Source organism: Alteromonas sp. Cnat2-8 (genome assembly GCF_022348355.1).
Classification (GTDB): domain Bacteria; phylum Pseudomonadota; class Gammaproteobacteria; order Enterobacterales; family Alteromonadaceae; genus Alteromonas; species Alteromonas macleodii.
On the sequence record NZ_JAKREX010000001.1, the window covers coordinates 41,022 to 62,483 of the forward strand.

Sequence of the window (21,462 nt, forward strand, 5' to 3'; positions counted from 1 at the left end):
GTAATGCGTGCTTCAGCACGGGTATTTGTAGTTCACAACAAGACAAGCAGGTGTGTATGGCGCATTTTATTGACCGAAGGTTAAACAGCAAAGGTAAGAGTACGGTAAACCGCCAGCGCTTTATAAAGCGTTACAAACAGCAGATAAAGCGCGCTGTTTCTGATGCAGTGGGTAAACGTTCTGTTACCGATTTAGATTCTGGCGAGCAAATTAGCATTCCAGCCAGAGATATCTCTGAACCTATTTTTCATACCGGCCGCGGCGGCAGTAGAGATATTGTCCACCCCGGCAACGACCAATTCACAGCGGGTGATAAAATTGATAGGCCGCCAGGCGGCGGTGGCAAGGGCGCAGGCGAAGGCGACGCCAGCAATGAAGGCGAAGGCCAAGATGAGTTCGTATTTTCTATATCCAAAGACGAATATTTAGACCTACTTTTTGAAGATTTAGCGCTTCCCAATTTAAAGAAAAATCAATTTGATAAAGTCACCCAATACGAAACCTATCGCGCAGGTTATCAGACCGATGGCGTGCCAAGTAATTTAGATATTGTTCGCTCACTCAAAGGCTCTGTGGCAAGGCGTATTGCCTTAAGCGGAAGTGATAGAAAGAAACTGAGAGAGCTTGAAGAAAAACTTGCACTACTTATAGAAGACAAGCACGACAATACGTTAGCCATAAATGCATTAAAAGAAGAAATTGAAGCACTTAAAGCCAAAATAGCCCGAGTGCCTTTTATTGATACTTTCGATTTGCGCTTTAAGAACTATGACAAGCGTCCGCTTCCCTCAAGCAAAGCCGTAATGTTTTGCTTAATGGATGTATCTGGCTCTATGGACCAAGCCACCAAAGACATGGCTAAACGGTTTTATATCTTGCTGTATCTCTTTTTGACGCGAACCTACGAAAATGTAGACGTGGTGTACATTCGTCATCACACGCAAGCAAAGGAAGTAGACGAGCACGAGTTTTTCTACTCTCAAGAAACCGGCGGCACTATTGTTTCAAGTGCATTGAAGCTAATGGATGAAGTCGTTCGCGATCGCTACAGCGATGGAAATTGGAATATCTATGCAGCACAAGCGTCAGATGGCGATAATTGGGCTGATGACTCGCCGCAGTGTCGTGACTTGCTTACCGCTAAACTGCTACCCGCAACCCGTTACTATGCCTATATTGAAATAACCGAGAGGCAGCACCAAAGTTTGTGGCGAGAATACGAGAAAGTGGCCGCCACTCACGACAACTTTGTATGTAAGCACATACAAACACAGGCCGACATCTATCCTGTGTTCAGAGAGCTATTCAAACGCTCTGAACAAGATGCGCAGCAAGGAGCCTAATATGACAACCGACGCTATGGCAAAAGAAAACAGCAAGCCTGAAACATCAAAACGCCACTTATTAAGCGATGGGCCCGACTGGACGTTTCCACTTATCGAAGAGTATGAGCAACACATCGACCGCATCGCCAAAAAATTTAAGTTAGACACCTATCCCAATCAAATTGAGGTGATCACCGCAGAGCAGATGATGGATGCTTACGCCAGCATCGGCATGCCGCTTAACTACACGCACTGGAGCTTTGGAAAAAAGTTTATTCAAACTGAGCAACAATACCGTCGTGGACAAATGGGGCTGGCTTACGAAATCGTCATTAACTCTGACCCCTGCATTGCGTATTTAATGGAAGAGAACACCATTACCATGCAAGCGCTCGTTATGGCTCATGCGTGCTACGGTCACAACTCATTCTTCAAAGGTAACTACTTATTTAAAACCTGGACCGATGCCAGCTCTATCATCGACTACCTAGTATTTGCTAAAAACTACATTGCTAAATGCGAACAAAAATATGGATTTGATGAAGTCGAAAATATGCTCGACTCGTGCCACGCGTTAATGAATTACGGCGTTGACCGATACAAACGCCCGCAGAAAATTTCGTTACAGGAAGAGAAAAACAGACAAGAAGAGCGCGAGGCCTACCTGCAATCGCAAGTGAACGAGCTTTGGCGCACCCTGCCAAATAGCCCGCATAGCAAACACAAAGAAAAAATTCGTTTTCCACAAGAACCGCAAGAAAACCTGCTTTATTTTATTGAAAAAAACGCACCTTTACTTGAACCTTGGCAACGTGAAATTGTGCGTATTGTTCGGAAAGTTTCGCAGTATTTTTATCCGCAGAAGCAGACTCAAGTAATGAATGAAGGATGGGCCTGTTTTTGGCACTATCACATTCTAAATGAGATGTATGACGAGGGTTTGGTCAGCGACCGCTTCATGATGGAGTTTTTGCACAGTCATTCAAGTGTCGTAATGCAGCCAGAGTACAACAGCCCTTATTACTCTGGCATCAATCCGTATGCGTTAGGCTTTTCCATGTTCATGGATATTAAACGGGTATGTCAGTCCCCCACTGAAGAAGACTATAAATATCTTCCAAGTATCGCAGGAAAAGACTGGCTTGAGACCGTGCATTTCGCCATGGAAAACTTTAAAGACGAAAGTTTTATCAGTCAGTTTTTATCGCCTAAAGTTATTCGCGACTTTAAATTATTCGCCCTTGAAGATGACACCACCAAGCCCTTTATTGCGGTGAGCGCTATTCATGACGAAATGGGTTATCAAATTATTAAAGAGAAGCTGTCTGCTCAATACAATTTGAGTAATTTAGAACCCAACATTCAGGTACATAACGTTGATGTGAGGGGCGATCGTTCGCTTACTCTTCGCTATATTCCTCAACGAGGAATTCCGCTAGGAAACTCAAAAGATGAAGTTATGCGCCACCTGCACAGGCTGTGGAAATTTGATGTACGTTTAGAGCAAGACAATGGTGATGATGGTATTGACGTGATATCAGAGTGTAAACGTGCACCGCAGGCGTAAGCCTGCGGTCAGCCATCAGAACAAGATTTTAAGCCGCCTTTGCACTTTCCATTTCTTTTCTGGAACACAGTAGCAGTGACAGTGCGCCTATTGCTGCAAAAACGGCTGCGGTAACGAACGTCTCATATGCGTTAGTGCCTTGCTGCCACTGCTGCCCTGCCAAGTAGTTTCCAAATGCGCCACCTAATCCAAACGCTATACTGATGTATACCGCTTGCCCTCGGCTTTGATACGCCTTCGGCAGGAACTGGTGGATAAAATGCACCGATACTGCATGCGTTAAACCAAAGCTTAACGCATGAATAAGCTGACTCAACACAATCACCATAAAGGTATCAGCGAATGCCGCCATGACATACCAGCGAAGCCCTGTCAGTGCGATGCTCACAAACAATAAATTCCACACGCCAAACTGGCTAATCAGACGGCGGGCAATAAGAAATATCCCCACCTCGGCAAGTACCCCAAGCGCGATAAAGATGCCAGTTTGTTGGCCGCTGTAATCAAGGTCGCGCATGTAAAGTGCGAAAAATCCGTAATACGCACCAAAGCTAATTTGCAAGCACGCTGAAGCGAATATAAAGATGGCGAAAGGTTTTTGTTTGGCGTATTTCCAAATACTTCCCGCCGTAGACGTTTCAGGTGCAGCTTCTTTGGGCGCACGTATGAACAAGGTACTGATGAACAGTAACGCGAGTACGCCAATACTGGCGTGCACTGGCGTGTCGGTAGAAAAAATATCTAGGGCTTTACCCACACCTACCGTCAAACAAATAAAGCCAACGCTCCCCCATAGCCTTACCTGCCCATACGTGGCATTGGTTTTCGCCACCGTGTTCATCGTGATAACTTCAAGTTGAGGCAACACCGCTGTCCAGAACATCATCATCAACCCGAAAGCCAACGTAAGCCCCCAAAAACTGGTGAAGTAAAACACCGAACTGAAAGTTAGTACGGTGAGCAAGCAGCCTAAACGCATTACGCCAATGGCATTACCCGTTTTATCGGCCACGCCAGCCCATAGGCCTGGCCCTAAAATACGCGCTAGCGTTATAACAGCAAAAAGTTCACCGATTTCGGCAGAGGAAAATCCCCGCCCATCAAGGAAGATACCTAAATAAGGCACAAGCACGCCAAGCTGACCGAAGTAAAGCCAGTAGGTGATAGCAAGAATAAAGAGGCCGGTTTTGCTGCTTGCTGGGCTCGCCGCAGTATTGTTGGCATCGTTTAGGCCATTTGGTGACAATTCACATCTCCATATGCAAAAACGCCACTAGCGCAGAACCGGCAGTGGCGAATGATAAAATTAATTAGCGCAACATGCGCTCATGCTGCGTGTATCTTTAATCCGCGTTAACGTCGCAGTCTTGGCATTGCGGTCTTGCGATTTAAAAAACTGCTATGCCTGACCCGCAATTGGTTTCGTGGTCGACTGCACACCGGCATTTTGCGCGCGGTGGCGTAGCAGATGATCCATCAATACCAGTGCCAGCATGGCTTCAGCAATAGGTACAGCACGGATACCCACACACGGGTCGTGACGACCTTTGGTGACGATATCGATTTCTTCATTGTCTTTATTGATAGTTTTACCGGGAACCGAAATACTTGAGGTCGGCTTAAGCGCCATGTGTACTTCAATATCCTGACCGGTAGAGATGCCGCCTAGCACGCCACCTGCATGATTAGATGTAAATCCTTCAGGAGTAAGCGTATCGCGGTGTTCACTGCCTTTTTGATTAATAACATCAAAACCATCACCAATTTCCACGCCTTTCACGGCGTTAATTCCCATCATGGCGTGGGCGATTTCAGCATCTAGCCTATCGAAAACAGGCTCGCCTAGGCCTACAGGCACATTCTTCGCAACAACCGATACTTTCGCGCCAATGCTGTCGCCTGACTTTTTAAGGTCTCGCATGTACTCGTCCAGCGCGTCTAGCTTAGACTCATCAGGACAGAAAAACGGGTTAGTGTTGGTTACGCTGTGATCAACCTTATCTACTGTTACCGGCCCAAGCTGAGACAAATAGCCTAATACCTCAATACCGTGCACTTCTTTAAGGTACTTTTTCGCAATACCACCTGCGGCTACGCGAATAGCCGTTTCACGTGCAGACGAACGACCACCACCGCGATAGTCACGGCTTCCGTACTTTTGATCGTAGGTATAGTCAGCGTGGCCTGGACGAAAGCGGTCCTTGATATTGCCGTAATCTTGGCTTCGCTGATCTTTATTTTTAATTAATAAACCAATACTGGTGCCAGTAGTTTTACCTTCAAATACGCCAGATAAAATTTGTACTTCATCGTCTTCTCTTCGCGCCGTAGTATAACGAGAGGTGCCGGGCTTACGTCTGTCTAAATCAACCTGAAGATCTTCTTCAGTGATCTCAAGTCCTGGAGGGCAACCGTCTACTACACCGCCAATTGCAATGCCGTGGCTTTCACCAAACGTGGTTACAGTGAAAAGTTTTCCGAAGCTGTTACCTGACATAATTAACTATTAATCCTTACTACTAAAATACTGTACTAGTGTGTCTTTGCGCACGGCGAAAATACCTGAACCACCGTTATCGAATTCAAGCCAAATCACTTCTAACCCGGGGAACCTTTCGCTCATGTGCACTTCGCTATTTCCAACTTCAACGAATAACCAGCCACCGTCATTAAGGTAAGTTGGCGCCTCTTTAAGCATGATATCAACCAGTTCCAGACCGTCTTCACCTGCGGCAAGGGCAAGCTCAGGCTCGTGGTGATACTCTTCAGGCAAGTCAGCCATGTCCTCTGCGTCAACATAAGGCGGATTAGACACGATAAGGTCGTATTTCTGCCCTTCTAAACTTGAAAACAGGTCAGACTGAATGGGATAAACACGGTGACTAAGACCATGCTCCTGAATATTAATATCGGCCACTTCCAATGCATCTGTGCTGATATCTACGGCATCTACCTGCGCCTCTGGGTATGCATGAGCAAGCGCAATAGCAATACACGCACCGCCCGTGCACATATCAAGAATACTGTTAGGCGTCGATTCTACAAATGGCGCAAACTCTTTTTGAATAAGTTCAGCAAATGGAGACCGAGGAATGAGCACTCGCTCGTCTACGTAGAACGGCATACCGCAGAACCAAGCTTCGTTTGTGATATAAGGCAATGGCATGCGAGTTTGCACGCGCTTTAAAACAAGCTCTGCAATCTTCTCTCGCTCGCTTTTCGTTAAGCGAGACGTCATTACGCTGTCCCCAACTTGCTCTAATATAGGATGAGGCAAATGTAAGGCTTGCATAACTAGGCTTGTCGCTTCATCCCATGCATTGTCAGTACCATGACCAAAATACAAAGCCGCATCGTTAAAACGGCTGGTTGCCCATCGTGTCATATCTAACAGGGTATGCAGATCTTCAATGGCTTCTTCAAGGTAAAACTTATCGGTCATGGCGTTTGGGTACATCAAAAATTTCAAAGCTGGTATCATACCCAAACTTCATACCGATTCACATAATTAACTACGTACCGAATCTTTCTATTCGTTATAATTTAGGCGTTTTGAATCGTTAAACTCGAATGTATTTACCCAAGCTGTTGTTGATGAAAACCTTTAAAAAAGAACTCAAAGCATTAAAGAAGCAACTTTCTGAACCTCATCGCCATAACAGTCAGGCGAGACAGGAAGGCGCCCGTAATGGAAATATGTCTACGAATACCGAGGAAGAGACCTTTTCATTTGCCGATGCAATGCAGGGAGTGACGCCTTTATCACAAGATAAAGTGGAGCCTGATAAGCAAGTTGAGTTATTTAAGAAGTCGCAGCAGGTAAAAGGTAAACACCTAAAACACAGTAAGCAATCAGCGGCAAGCTTCGACTTTTCTGATATGTACCAAGCAGCGTTGCCGCAAGAAGGGCCCATGCGCTTTTGCCAAGAAGGTGAGTCTACGCATATTTTGAAGCAGCTGCGCCGTGGCGACTACTCGCCAGAAATGACTTTAGATTTACATGGCCTTACCCGAGAGATGGCAAAAGCCGAGCTTGCCGCACTTATTCACACGGCAAGAAAAGAACTGATAGATTGCGTGTGTGTAATGCATGGTTTTGGTCAGGGCGTGCTAAAAGCCGCCCTGCCCCATTACTTAGTTCAGCACCCACACGTACGTGCATTTCATCAAGCGCCCCTCGAATACGGTGGACAAGCAGCACTACTGGTACTCATCGACATACCGCTTCAAAACAACAAGCGTTAATTTGCGCCTGGACAGCCATACATGGTGACTTATTTGTCTTCATCTGCACTGTTGTGCATAAACAAATAAGTGTAATACATCATCATCGCTACAATAATGCCTATACCGAGTAGTGAGCCCCATACTACGGGGTCTTTCATCATAGTCCACAACATAAGTAATCTCCTCTTCAACTAAGTAAATAGTAGAAGAGGCGTTAGATAGAGGATGTGATCCAGATCAAATTCGATTTCTAGTCGTTAGCTGTCGGCCTAATTATTTGATCCAGGTCAACATACAGTTAATACCAATCCCCATATTTGTCGCGCCATCACAATTGGGGCTTTGCCATACTTAGTTGTAACGATTGAATATGTTCAGGTTTCCCTCATAACCAAGCAAGGCCTCCGCATTACGGCACAGCTGCTCCATCGACTCACTAACTTGTATATCAAAATTTGGGGGTGTTGCTCGTAGACTGTGTTGAAAGATTTTGGCGTTTACATGGTTCGCAAGCAAAAGAAAACCCAAACACCCATACGTTCTCAGAAAGGGAAGCCGTGAGCAAAGTTGAGATGCGGCAGTATGTGTAATCGTTAAACTTTTGTCGGGAATAGATAGAATTACCCACTTATCAAGTTTCTGACCCTCTCTTGCGATATTCCTAAACCATCCGTCGACAACGCTATCGTCGTATACATTGCTTGGTATATCGAATAGAACATTGTTGACGTTGAAAAAACGGTATTGATGCTGACTACCTACCATGGCTACCTCCTGTTATGCCTTCATTCAATTGGTAGAGTGGAGCACTGAGCAAAGATCAGTTTTGACATGGCGAGTTCGCCTAGTTAGGACTGTTATGGCTATCGTCTGGCATTATTGAACTGATTAACATTGTGGGCCTGCAGACAAGCAAGTACTTTTTCACTCAACCACAGTGTTGCCTGAGCAGTGTCGTCAAAGTATTCGAATGCTAGTGTTGAAGATTCATAAACACGAGACCAAAACTTCTTTTGCATTGCCACACCTTCTGGTTCATGAAGCACCACTGCCGTGGCAATTAGCCCCAATGCTACGGCTTTACTAACAATTTCTTGCCCAGCGTTAGTAGCCTCCATGGGCGCAAGTGCCAGACCATGCACATTTACTAAGCTTCCCCAACACGGTGTATCAATATTCTTTCTTTGTGCGCCAACCACACGCTCATACTTTTGCATGAACTCAAGATTAAACGGACCTACTAAGTCTATATGTAGAATATTTTGCTCTGCTTGAAAATGAGCGTGAACCTCTCCATGCGCACTAAACTTGTCTATATCCATACGTTCCTCCACTTGAAAAGTATAGAACAAGATCAGGGCCAGATAAATTTGTTGCATATTTAGGGATAGAATTAATTTACAAAAAGGTATTGCAAATCATTCTCATTTACACTATCTTGTAAATGCCTGTTCGACGTTGGGTAAAAAACGGTCTTGGCTTAGCGTCGCTGAGGGATAGACGCCCGTCTATCCCTCAATTTTTTTCTTCAATATATTTTTCTACTTATTTTAATCAACGTTCATAGACGCATAAAAAAAGCGACTATCACGTCGCTTTTTCTCGCTTCTTTAATTTAGCTAAACAGCTTCATAAACCAACCTTTTTGAAGATCTTCCTCGCAGGTTTTAAGTTGCGTAGCATAGCGCAGCGAGCGCGCTTTAACTTTTGACGCCACTTTCTTCAGCCACGGCTTTCTATCATAGCTTCTGCGTTTGTACCCGCCCCATCCTTCGTGATAGTTAAGGTATTGCGCGTAGGCGTCCCATTTAGAAATACCGTTCACTTTTTGCGACTTGTAAATAAACCATCCCATAAAGTCGATAGCGTCCTCGAAATCATCACGATCCGCACCACCGTTATCTGTTTCTCTCATATAGTCAGACCAGGTAGGTGTTTTCGCTTGTGAATAGCCATAAGCCGAACTAACACGCCCCCAAGGAATAAGCCCGAAGAAAACGTAGTCACGCGGTGGAAGCGCATCGTGGCGGAAGGAACTTTCTTGATACATCATGGCCATTGGAACATGTATAGGCACACCCCATTTATCGCGGGCATCAGCAGCTGCATCATACCAATCGTCCTTTTCGTAGAATATTTCGCACAAATTACTGATGTCTTTAGGAGGCGTAGTTGCACACCCAGCGATAAACAGCGGAAAAAGAACTATGAGAGTTGATAAAAAAACAACCAATTTTTTGAACTTTTGGTTCATAGCTTGTCTTAACTAATGTTCTAGTAAAATGTGTGTTTCCCTGGAACCCTTCGATGCCTGACCTATGTCAGGCATTTTTTTTTGCTGGGGCCTCAGCGAAATAATCACGAATAAATGTATCAAAGTCTTTAACATCAGCAGCTTCTATTTCTTTTTGAGCAGCAAACGACACGTCAGCTTGGGCAGCAAAACCAGCAGCATCCGTATCCGTGTATTCAAAAGACTTCATCTCAGCTTGATAAGCTTGTGCCAGTTCTAAGCCCAACACGCCATTATCTTTGTCACTTTCTAGCAAAGTAGCAAGTAGTTTACCTGACGGTGTTAGCGCCGGATCCGCCACTTTTTCAGCCTCGACGTTCACCGCTTGTGTATAACGCGACGTATCATTGGCTAAATCGAGTAATTCGGCCGCTTGCTCGAAGGACTTAAACAGCGAGGCACACCATTTAGGTAGTGAAATATTTTCTCCGCCATTTTGCAGGAGCAAATCAGGGTTTCGCCCTTCTAACACTACTTTATTCATATTCTCTTTAGCTTCTTTAAGCTGCGCTTCGTCAAGTTCTGCACTTGGCATTAGTAAGCACGCCACTAAGAAAACATCTAAGAAATCGAATTGCGTCTGTGAAATACCAATTGCCGAAAATGGATTTACATCTAGAGCGCGCACTTCAATGTAGCTGATACCGCGTCTAACCAAAGCGTCTGTTGGCTTTTCCATTGACTGAGTGGGCTGCTTAGGGCGTATAGGCGAGTACAGTTCATTTTCAATTTGAATGATGTTGCGACTTAACTGTTGATAATTGCCCTCTTCGCCTGCAGCAAACTGGCTGAACCGGGATGACGGCGTATTCATCGCATCGCGCAGCAAGGTGACATAGTTGTCTAGCTTGTTGTAACAAATCTTAAGCGACGATTGCTCTGCACTTGTGTAGCCTAAATCACTCATGCGAAGTGATGTCGCGTATGGCATGTATACCGTGCCCTTACCTACCTTTTTAAAAGGTAACGCATGCTGCTTTCCTTTTAAAAACGATCCACATAATGCAGGGGATGCACCGTACAAATAAGGAATAAGCCAACACAACCTGCGGTAGTTGCGGATAAGCCCAAAATAATCGGCTGAAGTCTGCTCTTGAGAATGTTCTTTTCCGTTCAGTTCAGCCCACAGCTTCCAAAACGTTTCGGGAAGAGAAAAGTTGAAATGCACGCCGGCAATTGCCTGCATCATACTGCCGTAGCGGTTTTTCAGACCAATGCGATATACACGCTTCATCTTGCCCACATTTGACTCACCAAAATAGGCGATGGGAATGTGCGCTTCATCATCTATAAAGCATGGCATACTTAGCGGCCATATTTGCTCTTCACCAATATTATCAATAACGAATTTATGGATATCTTTTAACTGAGAAATCGTTTTGGCAGCACTGTTTTCTGGCGGCGTAATGAATTCAAGCAACGATTCAGAAAAGTCTGTGGTGATTGAATCATGGGTTAGCGCAGATCCCAGCGGTTTAGGATGGGGTGTTTGTGCCAACGTACCGTTCGGGTTTATACGAAGGGCTTCGCGCTCAACGCCGCGCTTAATATCTTTTAGCGCAGCGAGAAATTCGGGTGACTTAAGCGCAGCAATGCGCGCTTCAAAACGGGATGAGTCTACAGTCAAAATGGTGGTCCGTTATGTCAATATAGCCCCCTGTTATGGGGGGCAATAATGTAAATTCAACAAAAATCAATCTATCAGTTTAACGTTTCTCGGGTATTACTCTCTACTGATAACTCGATAATTGGCATCGATAGCGCGTTTAACTGAGGCAAAATTTTAGCTTTATCGCCTACTACAATAATTTGCATCTTATCAAGATTCAAATATTGCTTTGCCAAGGTATCCATCGTTTTCTTATCAATATTGTTGATAATAGCAAGCTGCTCTTCACGATAGCCTTTATCAAGACCATAGCTAAGCAATTGCCTTAAAAAGCGCGCTTTACTGGTAGGTGTTTCAAATTCAAGTGCGTCGCTTAACGTAAAGGCATTGCGCATGAACGCAATTTCTTCCTCGGTTACACCTTCAGTGCGGTAGCGATTAATCTCTTTTAAAATTTCAGCGATACCTTCACCTGTGTTAGCAGCAGTGAGGTCGGTACTTGCTTCAAACCAGCCAAGGGTTTTGCCACCAACGAAACCACTATTTGCTCCATAGGTGAAGCCTTTATCTTCTCGAAGGTTCAGATTTATGCGGCTATTAAATGCTCCCCCTAATGGGAAGTTCATAAGGCGAGACTTAAAGTGATCGCCTGTCGCATCAAAAGGTAAGCTTCTATCAACAATAAATACTACCGACTGAACCGCTTCTGGGCTATCCACTAGGAAGATTTGGTTTTCTTCGTACTTGGGAAAATCGCTGTAATCAGCAAATTCATAGGAATTCCCCTTCCACTGACCAATAAAGTCTAGTGTATTCACCATGTCTTTTTTCGGTAAGTTACCAACAACGACGATACTCGCTTTATCTGGCGAATAGTAATTGGCATAAAACGTTTTAACATCTTCCAACGTGATATTCTGCACAGTTTGCAGCGTGCCTTCATCCGGCAGGCTGACACGGTTCTCTTCACCAAACAAAACGAGGTCACGCGCGCGGCGGGCTAAGCTAGACGGCGTTTTCGCTTGTTGCTGCAAGCCTTGTACAACACGCTCTTTCATGCGGTCAAAATCTTCTTGAGTGAACGCAGGGTTGAACAGCTTTTCTTTTAATAGCGCTAGGGTTTCATCTAAATGCTTGGTTAAAGTAGACACGTAAACCTGTGAGTATCTACCTGCAGTACTAAATCGGATAGCGCTACCCAGTTTTGCAAGTTCGCTAGCTAATTCTTCATTGCTGTAATGCTTTGTAGTTTCATTCATAAGTAACGCGGTTAAGTAGGCCGTACCCGCTTTACCTTCAGGGTCTAGCAACATGCCGCCATCCATACCTAATGTAAGCGTTACCGTTGGCGTTTCGGTGCTGGTTACGCCAAGTATTTCAATGCCGTTAGCAAGTTCAGATTCCCAATAATCAGGAACTTCCACAACCGGTGCCTCACCGGCTTTCGGCATTACGCTTCTATCAAAGCTAGGGGCGGTATTGGTAGATAGGGCACTGGTAACAGCTTCATTTTCAGACACATCTACCGTATCGATTTCAATATTTCTCACCGGACGTTCAAAGGTCTGCTTAGCCGCAGCGAGCTGAACCTGCCCTTTGGGCACCACGCTTAATACAACGCTATTGGCGTCTTTAATATATTTATTGTAAACACGCATAACGTCTTCAGCAGTTACGGCGTTATAACGCGCAATATCTTCGGCAATCAAATCTGGCGTTTGGTAAAAGGTTTCGTTAGCAGCGAGGGCTGACACTTTGCCAGACACACTTTGTAAGCCAAATACCGTACGCGCTTCAATTTGTCCTTTTGTGCGCGCTAAATCATCTGCCGTTACACCACGTGCCTCAAACTCTTTTAGGGTTTCATTCAGTACGTTCTGGAGAGTAGAAAGTGAGGTAATTTTTGCAGGGTTAGCCAAAGCGAGTAGCTGGAATTCACAGGCAAGTTCGCGGCAAGGGTGAGACACCACGGCTTGCACCGCCATGCCTTCTTTCACTAGGTTTTTGTAAAACAGTGAGGTTTTTCCACCGCCTAAAATATCGGCCAATACGTCCAGTGGCGCTTCGTCTTCATGGCGACCATACACTGTAGGATAAGTTATTTGCAGAAGCGGAAGATGAACTTTATCTTCTAACGTTACATAACGGGTTTCGTCTAGCGTTACTGGCTGAGGCTCAGGCTCTTCTACTTTAGGTCCTGATGGGATTTCCCCAAAGTACTTGTTCACCCACGCTTTGGTTTTGGTTACGTCGATATCGCCACCAATAGTTAGGACCGCATTGTTCGGGCCATACCAGCGCTTAAAAAAGGCTTTTAGGTCATTGACGTCAACGCGGTCTAAATCTTCTACATAGCCGATAGTCATCCACGAGTATGGATGCCCTTCAGGATATAGCGCTTCACCATTAAGCTCGAAACGCAATCCATACGGCTGATTGTCCACACGCTGCGCACGCTCGTTTTTAACCGTTTCTCTTTGGTTTTCAAACTTAGTTTGGTCTACGGCTTCTAACAGATAGCCCATTCTGTCAGATTCTAGCCAAAGGACTTTCTCCAATTGGTTAGCCGGTACGGTTTCAAAATAGTTTGTGCGATCGGTATTGGTTGTGCCGTTTAAGTTACCGCCCGATTCCGTAATAACCTTAAAATGCTGCTCATCGGCAACGTGTTTTGAGCCTTGAAACATCATGTGCTCAAAAAAGTGAGCAAAACCCGATTTACCTACCTCTTCTCGCGCAGAGCCAACGTGATAGGTAACGTCAACATGAACCAGTGGGTCAGAATGGTCTTCGTGGAGAATGACGGTAAGTCCGTTTTCTAATGTGTACTTTTCGTAAGGAATAGACACGGTGTTCGACGAATCAGCTACTGTGTTTAGTTGGTTATTCGTCTTCTCTTCCTGTACGTGCTGACACGCTGTTACTACAATGACGCCTATGGTCATAACGAAGGTACGTAGGGTCAGTTTTCCTGACATGATGATTCCTTTTAAATTACTACACATTCTTCACTCTGCCTTTTCACTCTATATTCACTGAGTGGTACTTGGCTTATTGGGTGAAAACAGAGGTTGCTATCTCTATAGCGCAAGCGAATTTTCGAAGACTACCAGACTTTTTAGCGCTTTACTTGCTTCGACTTTGCTATGATTGTATTAATTTGTGTATTTCTGAAATACACTTACACTTCATAGTCTTTTGTAAAATAGGCTTTCGCCAGTTGAATTCGCTAAGTGGTACGAATGAACTGACAAACGGTTTCCATTTGGAATAGAAATAGCCCAATAGAAGTTGCGAAATAAAAAGGATAGTTGCATGGATCAGTCAACAACAGTAGTCGATATTGATTTTGGAATGTCACAGCTAAGTGGTAACAAAAAACTGTTGTTCACCCTACTTGGTAAGTTTACGGACGAATACCGTTCTCTTGATGCTGACTTGCAGGCGCATGTTGCTAAGGGTGATTTTAATGAGGCTTACTCTCTTGTTCACACACTAAAAGGCGTGACAGGAAACCTAGGGCTTTTTGCTTTGCACAATGCGAGCAAGCCTGTAGAAAGCGGCTTTAGAAACGACAAACGCGTTGCTGAACAATACCCTGCTTTTATCGCAGTACTTGATGAAACCATTGCTGCGGTTGATGCGTTGATCAGAGAGCCAGAAGTCACAGCTTCTGCCCCGGCACCGGCGAATGGAGCAGCAGCTGAGCAAGCGCGAAAACAGTTAATGACAGCGCTGAAAGCGAGCGAGTTTATCGCCCAGGACAAACTGGATGAATGGCTAGATGCCCTTGCCCTACCACAAGAAAAGCGCTCGGCTATTATCGATGCGGTAGACGAACTTGACTATGAAGAAGCCATTTCAGAGTTAGAAAATAGCTAGTGCAGCCGATCCCCGTTCTCTTTGAAAATACAGACCTCATTATTGTTAACAAGCCTATTGGCATTGCTATGCACGATGCCACTAATGAGGCAGATGTTAGAGAAAATATTGCCAAAAACGGCGAACCAGAAAAAATAGACGGCATTGTCACCCGATTAAAAAAGCAGTTAGCCGTAACAGAACTGCATCTATGCCACCGCTTAGATACGGGCACGTCGGGCTGCTTGTGTCTTGCTAAAAATGCAGCTGTAGCCGGAGAAATTGGCGAGCTTTTCTCATCACGACGTGTGAGCAAATACTACTTGGCGCTAAGTGATCACAAGCCTAAAAAGAAACAAGGCATGATAATGGGCGATATGAAAAATCGTCGAGGCGGCCAGCGGATTTTGCTAAAAACCACAGAAAACCCGGCTATCACTCAGTTTTTCAGTAGCGCGGCTAAGCCCGGTACCCGAGGGTTTATCGTTAAGCCTCACTCGGGGAAAACCCATCAAATTCGTGTTGCGCTTAAAAGCATTGGCGCACCTATTTTGGGTGATACACTTTATGGGGGTGAGGCATCAGACAGGCTGTATCTTCATGCATGGCATTTACAGCTTCCTTTATCTTCTGGTGAATTAGCAGTTACTGCACCTTTCGATAAAGGTGAAGTCATAAACGAAGCCGATGTGCAGACTTGGTACAACGGGCTTAATGCGCCTGAGACTTATCCATGGCCTTCCCTGCCCGCACGCTTTCTGCCGGCGTGCTAGGGGAAAACGCGAACGGCCTAATAGGTGCTAACCTAATAGGTGCTAATAGTCATAAGAAAATAGAAGCTACTTTGAATGTTTAATAGGTGCTAATGGGTAAACTACATATAGTTGGCGGCGGTGCCATAGGAAGCCTCATTGCTGCAAGCTCCCAGAAAAATGGCGTGCCGTATGACTGCTACCCCAGAGACATGAAAACCATGCCCTCTTGCGCACACTGGCAAAACGGCCAAACCACTGCGCTAAAACCTGCGAAGCCTTCACCTATCGTGTTACCTAAAAGTGATGTGCTGATAATCCCCTTAAAAGTATATCAACTTAAAGCAGCCCTATTGCAATGGCTTCCCTATCTCACACAACAACCTACCGTTGTGCTGCTTCACAACGGTATGGGCGGACTTGAGATCGCAAGAGATTTACTAGGCGGCGATTATCCGTTGCTTCTTGCTACAACCAGTCATGGCGCGTTAAAAGTAAGCGCGTCGAGCGGCGATTTTCATGTTAAGTATACTGGCGTTGGCGCAACGCAAATTGGCGCGCCTAATGTAGATAAGCCATCACCTCAAACATTGGCCGCCCTCTCACAAATAGCGCCACAGCTAGCCAGCGCAATTGCGACGTTAGATAACGCACTTCCGCCGGTGCAATACCAAAATAATATTCTAAGAGCATTGTGGACGAAGCTTTCCGTTAATGTTGTGATTAACCCACTAACGGCGCTTCACAATATCCAAAATAAGCACATTGCTAAGCCTGAATTTGAACAAAGCCGTATTTCAATTTGCAATGAGTTTACTCAGGTAGCGGATGCTTACGGGCTAGATTTTGATGCACTGTCAGTTCATGAAAATGTGCTATCTGTAGCCAAGGCTACCGGAGAAAACTACTCAAGTATGCATCAGGATGTTGCTCACGGTAGACAAACAGAAATAGACGCCATCAACGGTTACATTGTAGATATGGCAACAAAAAAGGGTATTCCCGTTCCCGAGAATACCCTTTTAGTAGAGCGTGTTAAGGCGCTGAAGCTTTAACAGCGCCGAGCACCTAAATCACGCAATTTAAGGATTAAGATTATTCTTGTTCGCCCGCTTCTTGCGCGTCTTTCGGCGCCTGAGGCTTCATGTGTGGGAACAAGATAACATCTTTAATTGTTGAGCTATCAGTAAATAGCATAGCTAGACGGTCAATCCCGATACCTTCACCTGCTGTTGGCGGCAAACCATATTCAAGGGCGCGGATGTAATCATCGTCGAAGTGCATGGCTTCATCGTCACCAGCGTCTTTCTCTTCAACCTGCTTCGCAAAACGTTCCGCCTGATCTTCTGGGTCGTTAAGCTCGCTAAAGCCATTCGCTAATTCACGTCCACCTACAAAGAACTCGAAGCGGTCGGTAATAAATGGGTTGTTGTCGTTACGGCGCGCAAGCGGCGATACTTCCCACGGATATTCTGTAATAAACGTAGGTTGAATAAGCTTCTCTTCTGCTGTTGCTTCGAAGATTTCGCAAAGGTACTTACCCGCACCCCAAATGCCATCAACTTCAGGCTCTTTAATGTGAAGCTGTTTTGCCATTGCTTTAAGCGCGTCAAGGTTCGCCTCTGGGTCGCGAATAGCTTCTTCGTTAGCTTCTGGCCAGTACTTAAGAATAGCTTCGCCCATACTTAAGCGGTCAAACGGCTTACCAAAATCGTATTCAACTTCAGACGTTACGTTACCTTCAGCGTCTTTAGTTGTGTTTTTGATAATGCTTGTACCAAGAATATCTTCTGCCAGCGTGCGCAGCATATCTTCGGTAAGGTTCATCAGGTCGTTGTAGTCTGCATACGCTTGATAGAACTCAAGCATAGTAAACTCTGGGTTGTGACGGGTTGATAAGCCTTCATTACGGAAGTTACGGTTAATTTCGAACACACGCTCAAAACCACCAACCACTAGGCGCTTAAGATAAAGCTCTGGTGCAATACGCAGGTACATATCGATATCTAACGCATTGTGGTGAGTCACAAACGGCTTCGCCGTCGCGCCACCAGGAATAACCTGAAGCATCGGTGTTTCTACTTCAAGGTAGTCACGTTCGGTAAGATAATTGCGAATACCGTTTACGATCTTGCTACGGATCATGAACGTTTTGCGCGTTTGTTCACTTGTGATCAAATCAACGTAGCGCTGGCGATATTTCGTTTCTTGGTCACTCAAACCGTGGAATTTTTCTGGCAATGGACGAAGTGCTTTGGTTAGCAACTCGTATTGCTCCATGTTCACGTAAAGATCGCCTTTACCTGACTTATGCAGGTCACCCGCCACGCCAATAATGTCGCCAATATCTAGTGCGCCATATTTTGCTTTAAGGGCTTTTTGCGTGTCTTTATCTGCATATGCCTGAATACGGCCAGTCATATCTTGAAGCAGCATGAAAGGGCCACGCTTTGCCATAATACGGCCAGCGATGCTTACTTTGTTACCCTGCTCTTGTAGCATTTCTTTGTCGAATTCACCGAACTTAGCTTGAAGCTCATCCGCATAGTTTTCGCGACGGAAGCTGTTTGGGAAACCGTTTGCACGGCACTGCTCGCGAATAGCGCTTAGCTTAGCACGGCGCTCTGCAATCAATTTGTTATCGTCTGTTTGTTGGTCAGTCATAACCTTTCACTTCGTTGTTCGGTTTACAGCCCAGATTTCAGGCTGGCTTCAATAAATTTGTCCAAGTCGCCATCCAGCACGGCTTGAGTGTTGCGTGTTTCCACGCCAGTACGCAAATCTTTAATGCGGGAGTCGTCCAAAACGTAAGAACGTATTTGGCTTCCCCAGCCGATATCAGACTTGCTGTCTTCCATCGCTTGTTTTTCGGCGTTTTGTTTTTGCAGTTCAAACTCATAAAGTTTGGCTTTTAACTGCTTCATCGCCTGGTCTTTGTTTTTGTGCTGCGAGCGGTCGTTCTGACACTGCACCACAATGCCCGTAGGTTCATGGGTAATACGTACCGCTGAATCTGTTCTGTTTACGTGCTGGCCACCCGCGCCCGATGCGCGATAGGTGTCTATACGTAAATCAGACGGGTTGATTTCAATATCGATGTCGTCATCAATTTCAGGATATACAAACGCAGATGAAAACGACGTATGACGGCGGTTGCCCGAGTCAAACGGCGATTTACGTACTAAGCGGTGTACGCCTGTTTCTGTGCGTAGCCAGCCAAACGCATATTCGCCCTGAACGCGCAGCGTAGCACTTTTAATGCCCGCGACTTCGCCTTCCGACACTTCAATAAGTTCCGTTTTGAAACCGTGCGCTTCGCCCCAACGCAAATACATGCGCAGCAGCATGTTGGCCCAATCTTGTGCTTCTGTACCACCAGAGCCCGACTGAATATCAATATAGCAGTCGTTTTCGTCGTTAGGGCCAGAAAACATGCGGCGAAACTCAAGCACTTCTAGCTGCTCAATTAAGCCTTCAAGCTCACTTTGGGCCTCAACGAAGGTATCTTCATCTTCGGCTTCAACGGCCAATTCAACAAGACCTTCAACGTCTTCAGTTCCCTGATCGAGCTTGTGGATCGTCTCTACGATTTGCTCTAGGGTGACTTTTTCTTTGCCGAGGGCCTGCGCTCTGTCTGGCTCATTCCAAACATCAGGACTTTCTAACTCTCGGCTAACTTCTTCTAAACGCTCTGACTTTGCATCAAAGTCAAAGATACCCCCTAAGCGCTTCAGTGCGCTCGCGGATATCTTTTATCGCATTCATAACGGGGTTTATTTCAAACATAGTCCGCTTATTTCGTTAAAAATTTAAGACCGCGGATAGTACCGAATTTGAAGGAATTTTGATAGGGGTTGGCGCAAATATTGCGACACTGAGCTTGTGCTAATTTTCGTATGGATTTTAAGCACCTTCGTTGAAGCGAGTATTATCACCGTTCAATGGCGCGCACATACTGTTGGGTAGGCTGTCTTAGCCCATACAAATAGAGTAAATGTTTGAAAAAGCAGCCTTCAGCTGCACTAGTTTGGAGCATTGCTACTTAGTGTCGCGTGAGTTTAGAGTGCGAATTGTTTGGAAAATCTTTTAGGAAAAGTATGTCGTTCAATAATTTGTCTTATGCCGTTATCGGCGTACTTCTCGGTCTTTTTGTATTGGCCTTGGGCCAACTCGTCGATTGCCAGAACCTTGCGGGGGCAACGATGGCGTTGCAGTGCCCCAACGGCACGCCCATTTCTAAATTGTGGCTTGCCACGTCAATGTTAATAGCGGGAAGCGGAATTTTCACTTGGCTATATCGCAATCGTAAATATTAACCGTAACGTGCAGAAATGACTCGGTGAGTATCAACGGTGTTAACACATCACTGCGTATAACTGTTACGTAATGAGTCTAACTGATGACTGACGAAAGTAAGATTTAGAACGAACAACATGTTTTAAGTGCTGTTCGTTCTGGTAAAAAAGAGCCATGCTCATTTTTAATAGATTGCCCCTTTTTCCTGAGCAAAGTGTTTTTTACACACCCGCTGGAATTTCCGGCTATTTAGCAAAAGAATAATCTGTGTAGCCCTTCTCACCACCGCCAAATAACGTATCGGGGTTGTGCTCATTCAGCGGTACATTATTCGCTAGTCTGTAGGGTAAATCTGGGTTCGCCACGAAAGGTCGACCAAAACCAATCATATCTGCCCACCCTTCAGTTAGAGCTTGTTCGGCACGCTCTGTGTCGTACTTTCCGGCATAAATGAGCAGACCGCTATAGGCTTCACGAATAGCCATCTTGAATGATATTGGCATTTGCGGCGCATCATCCCAGTCGGCTTCAGCAATATGCATATAGCCAATCTTGAAACTATTAAGCATAGAAGCAATCGCAAGATAGGTCTCTTCGGGATTGTCGTCGACCGTCCCGTTTAATGTTGTTAGGGGCGCCAAACGTACACCTACTTTATCAGCGCCAATTTCCTCAGACACAGCCTGCACCACTTCTTTCAAGAATCGAATACGGTTCTGTACACTTCCGCCGTATTCATCAGTTCTTGTATTACTTTGAGAATCGATAAACTGGTTAAGCAAGTAACCATTAGCCGAATGCAACTCAATGCCATCAAATCCGGCATCTACGGCATTGCGCGCCGCAACGCGATACTCTTCCACCACGGCTTTTATATCTTCAATGCTCATTTCTCGGGGCATGACCGACTCAACAAAGCCAGGGTTGCCGCCTTCATCAACAAATACTTTTACGCCTTTTGCTTGAATCGCCGATGCGCTAATTGGCTGCTGCCCCTCTGTATTTGAAGGATGGGATACGCGGCCCACGTGCCAAAGTTGCGCAAACATCACACCACCCGCTTCATGGACTTTATCTGTTACCAACTTCCAGCCATCGATTTGCGCCTTGGTATAAATACCCGGCGTCCACGCATAACCCTTACCGAGTGCCGAAATTTGTGTGCCTTCACTCACAATAAGCCCTGCACTTGCGCGCTGAGCGTAATATTCAGCCATAAGGGTGTTGGGCACATCTCCCGGCTGTGTTGAGCGGGAGCGGGTCATTGGCGGCATAACAACCCGATTGTTCAGCGTTTTTCCAGCCAGCGATAGGGTTTCAAATAATTTCATAATACGATCCTTTGAACTTTATTCTTGCAATTTACACGTTTAAATAACGGTAAATATAAGGTCCTATAGCTGGGTTAGAACCCGTACTTTTAACAAAGCACTTTTGCATTTTTCACAAAAGTACCGGTGTATTTCGACGACGTTATCCCAAATTTCATGCATCTCCTCTTGACGCAGAAAAAATTAAGCTTACACTTGTGC

The 21,462-nt window shown here is 45.3% G+C and carries 19 protein-coding genes; 7 read left to right on the plus strand and 12 right to left on the minus strand.

The features are described 5' to 3' along the window. Positions 1 to 56: 56 nt before the first annotated feature. Complete coding sequence (locus tag MHN00_RS00180; protein WP_239299795.1) at positions 57 to 1,343, plus strand: YeaH/YhbH family protein; 1,287 nt, start codon at positions 57 to 59, stop codon at positions 1,341 to 1,343. 1 nt (position 1,344) lies between these two features. Further along, entirely contained in the window at positions 1,345 to 2,892 is a 1,548-nt protein-coding gene (locus tag MHN00_RS00185; RefSeq protein WP_239299798.1) for a SpoVR family protein, read from the plus strand. 28 nt (positions 2,893 to 2,920) lie between these two features. On the opposite strand, the gene MHN00_RS00190 is transcribed toward MHN00_RS00185, so the two are convergent. The 3 genes from MHN00_RS00190 to prmB form a co-directional block, all read right to left on the minus strand. Further along, complete coding sequence (locus MHN00_RS00190; protein WP_202285452.1) at positions 2,921 to 4,138, minus strand: MFS transporter; 1,218 nt, start codon at positions 4,136 to 4,138, stop codon at positions 2,921 to 2,923. Positions 4,139 to 4,291: 153 nt separating this feature from the next. Then, positions 4,292 to 5,389, minus strand: a complete 1,098-nt coding sequence (gene aroC / locus MHN00_RS00195; protein ID WP_014948759.1) for a chorismate synthase — start codon at positions 5,387 to 5,389, stop codon at positions 4,292 to 4,294. 9 nt (positions 5,390 to 5,398) lie between these two features. Beyond that, positions 5,399 to 6,334, minus strand: a complete 936-nt coding sequence (prmB, locus tag MHN00_RS00200; protein ID WP_039226525.1) for a 50S ribosomal protein L3 N(5)-glutamine methyltransferase — start codon at positions 6,332 to 6,334, stop codon at positions 5,399 to 5,401. A 152-nt stretch (positions 6,335 to 6,486) separates the two neighbouring features. Here prmB and smrB point away from each other — a divergent pair, with 152 nt between their 5' ends. After that, a complete protein-coding gene (smrB, locus tag MHN00_RS00205) occupies positions 6,487 to 7,137 on the plus strand; it encodes an endonuclease SmrB (RefSeq protein WP_239299800.1) in 651 nt (216 codons plus the stop codon). A gap of 29 nt (positions 7,138 to 7,166) precedes the next feature. Here the strand turns inward: smrB and MHN00_RS20400 are convergent, their stop codons facing one another. The 6 genes from MHN00_RS20400 to MHN00_RS00230 all read right to left on the minus strand — a co-directional run bounded on the left by MHN00_RS20400 (position 7,167) and on the right by MHN00_RS00230 (position 13,999). Continuing rightward, on the minus strand, positions 7,167 to 7,292 hold the full coding sequence (locus MHN00_RS20400) for a hypothetical protein (RefSeq protein WP_012517787.1): 126 nt from the start codon (positions 7,290 to 7,292) through the stop codon (positions 7,167 to 7,169). Between the two features lie 178 nt (positions 7,293 to 7,470). Then, on the minus strand, positions 7,471 to 7,884 hold the full coding sequence (locus tag MHN00_RS00210) for a hypothetical protein (protein ID WP_014948756.1): 414 nt from the start codon (positions 7,882 to 7,884) through the stop codon (positions 7,471 to 7,473). 98 nt (positions 7,885 to 7,982) lie between these two features. Continuing rightward, on the minus strand, positions 7,983 to 8,441 hold the full coding sequence (locus MHN00_RS00215) for a hypothetical protein (protein ID WP_014948755.1): 459 nt from the start codon (positions 8,439 to 8,441) through the stop codon (positions 7,983 to 7,985). A gap of 293 nt (positions 8,442 to 8,734) precedes the next feature. Continuing rightward, on the minus strand, positions 8,735 to 9,373 hold the full coding sequence (locus MHN00_RS00220; RefSeq protein ID WP_075176194.1) for a hypothetical protein: 639 nt from the start codon (positions 9,371 to 9,373) through the stop codon (positions 8,735 to 8,737). A gap of 67 nt (positions 9,374 to 9,440) precedes the next feature. After that, a complete protein-coding gene (gshA, locus tag MHN00_RS00225; protein WP_131138032.1) occupies positions 9,441 to 11,039 on the minus strand; it encodes a glutamate--cysteine ligase in 1,599 nt (532 codons plus the stop codon). Positions 11,040 to 11,113: 74 nt separating this feature from the next. Continuing rightward, a complete protein-coding gene (locus tag MHN00_RS00230) occupies positions 11,114 to 13,999 on the minus strand; it encodes a pitrilysin family protein (protein ID WP_239299802.1) in 2,886 nt (961 codons plus the stop codon). Positions 14,000 to 14,336: 337 nt separating this feature from the next. Here MHN00_RS00230 and MHN00_RS00235 point away from each other — a divergent pair, with 337 nt between their 5' ends. The 3 genes from MHN00_RS00235 (at position 14,337) to MHN00_RS00245 (ending at position 16,689) form a co-directional block, all read left to right on the plus strand. Continuing rightward, positions 14,337 to 14,903 carry an Hpt domain-containing protein gene (locus tag MHN00_RS00235; protein WP_239299804.1) on the plus strand — a complete coding sequence of 189 codons (567 nt, stop codon included), beginning with the start codon at positions 14,337 to 14,339 and terminating at the stop codon, positions 14,901 to 14,903. Continuing rightward, positions 14,903 to 15,655, plus strand: a complete 753-nt coding sequence (locus MHN00_RS00240) for a pseudouridine synthase (RefSeq protein ID WP_101563802.1) — start codon at positions 14,903 to 14,905, stop codon at positions 15,653 to 15,655. Before MHN00_RS00235 ends, MHN00_RS00240 begins: the two co-directional genes overlap by 1 nt. Before the next feature lie 92 nt (positions 15,656 to 15,747). Next, positions 15,748 to 16,689, plus strand: coding sequence for a 2-dehydropantoate 2-reductase (locus MHN00_RS00245; protein ID WP_156078072.1), 942 nt, complete (start codon positions 15,748 to 15,750; stop codon positions 16,687 to 16,689). A gap of 40 nt (positions 16,690 to 16,729) precedes the next feature. Here the strand turns inward: MHN00_RS00245 and lysS are convergent, their stop codons facing one another. After that, positions 16,730 to 18,298, minus strand: a complete 1,569-nt coding sequence (gene lysS / locus MHN00_RS00250; protein WP_239299806.1) for a lysine--tRNA ligase — start codon at positions 18,296 to 18,298, stop codon at positions 16,730 to 16,732. A 23-nt stretch (positions 18,299 to 18,321) separates the two neighbouring features. Then, positions 18,322 to 19,420, minus strand: a protein-coding gene (gene prfB, locus MHN00_RS00255) for a peptide chain release factor 2 (RefSeq protein ID WP_152910863.1) whose coding sequence is annotated in 2 segments (ribosomal slippage) — positions 18,322 to 19,344 and positions 19,346 to 19,420 — 1,098 coding nt in all. Because the reading frame shifts where the segments join, the coding sequence is not laid out codon by codon here. A gap of 311 nt (positions 19,421 to 19,731) precedes the next feature. On the opposite strand from prfB, the gene MHN00_RS00260 reads away from it, so the two are divergent. After that, positions 19,732 to 19,950, plus strand: coding sequence for a hypothetical protein (locus MHN00_RS00260; protein ID WP_014948746.1), 219 nt, complete (start codon positions 19,732 to 19,734; stop codon positions 19,948 to 19,950). Between the two features lie 225 nt (positions 19,951 to 20,175). On the opposite strand, the gene MHN00_RS00265 is transcribed toward MHN00_RS00260, so the two are convergent. Further along, positions 20,176 to 21,261: an alkene reductase gene (locus tag MHN00_RS00265; protein ID WP_049585804.1), complete on the minus strand. Its 1,086-nt coding sequence runs from the start codon at positions 21,259 to 21,261 to the stop codon at positions 20,176 to 20,178. Between the last annotated feature and the right edge of the window lie 201 nt (positions 21,262 to 21,462).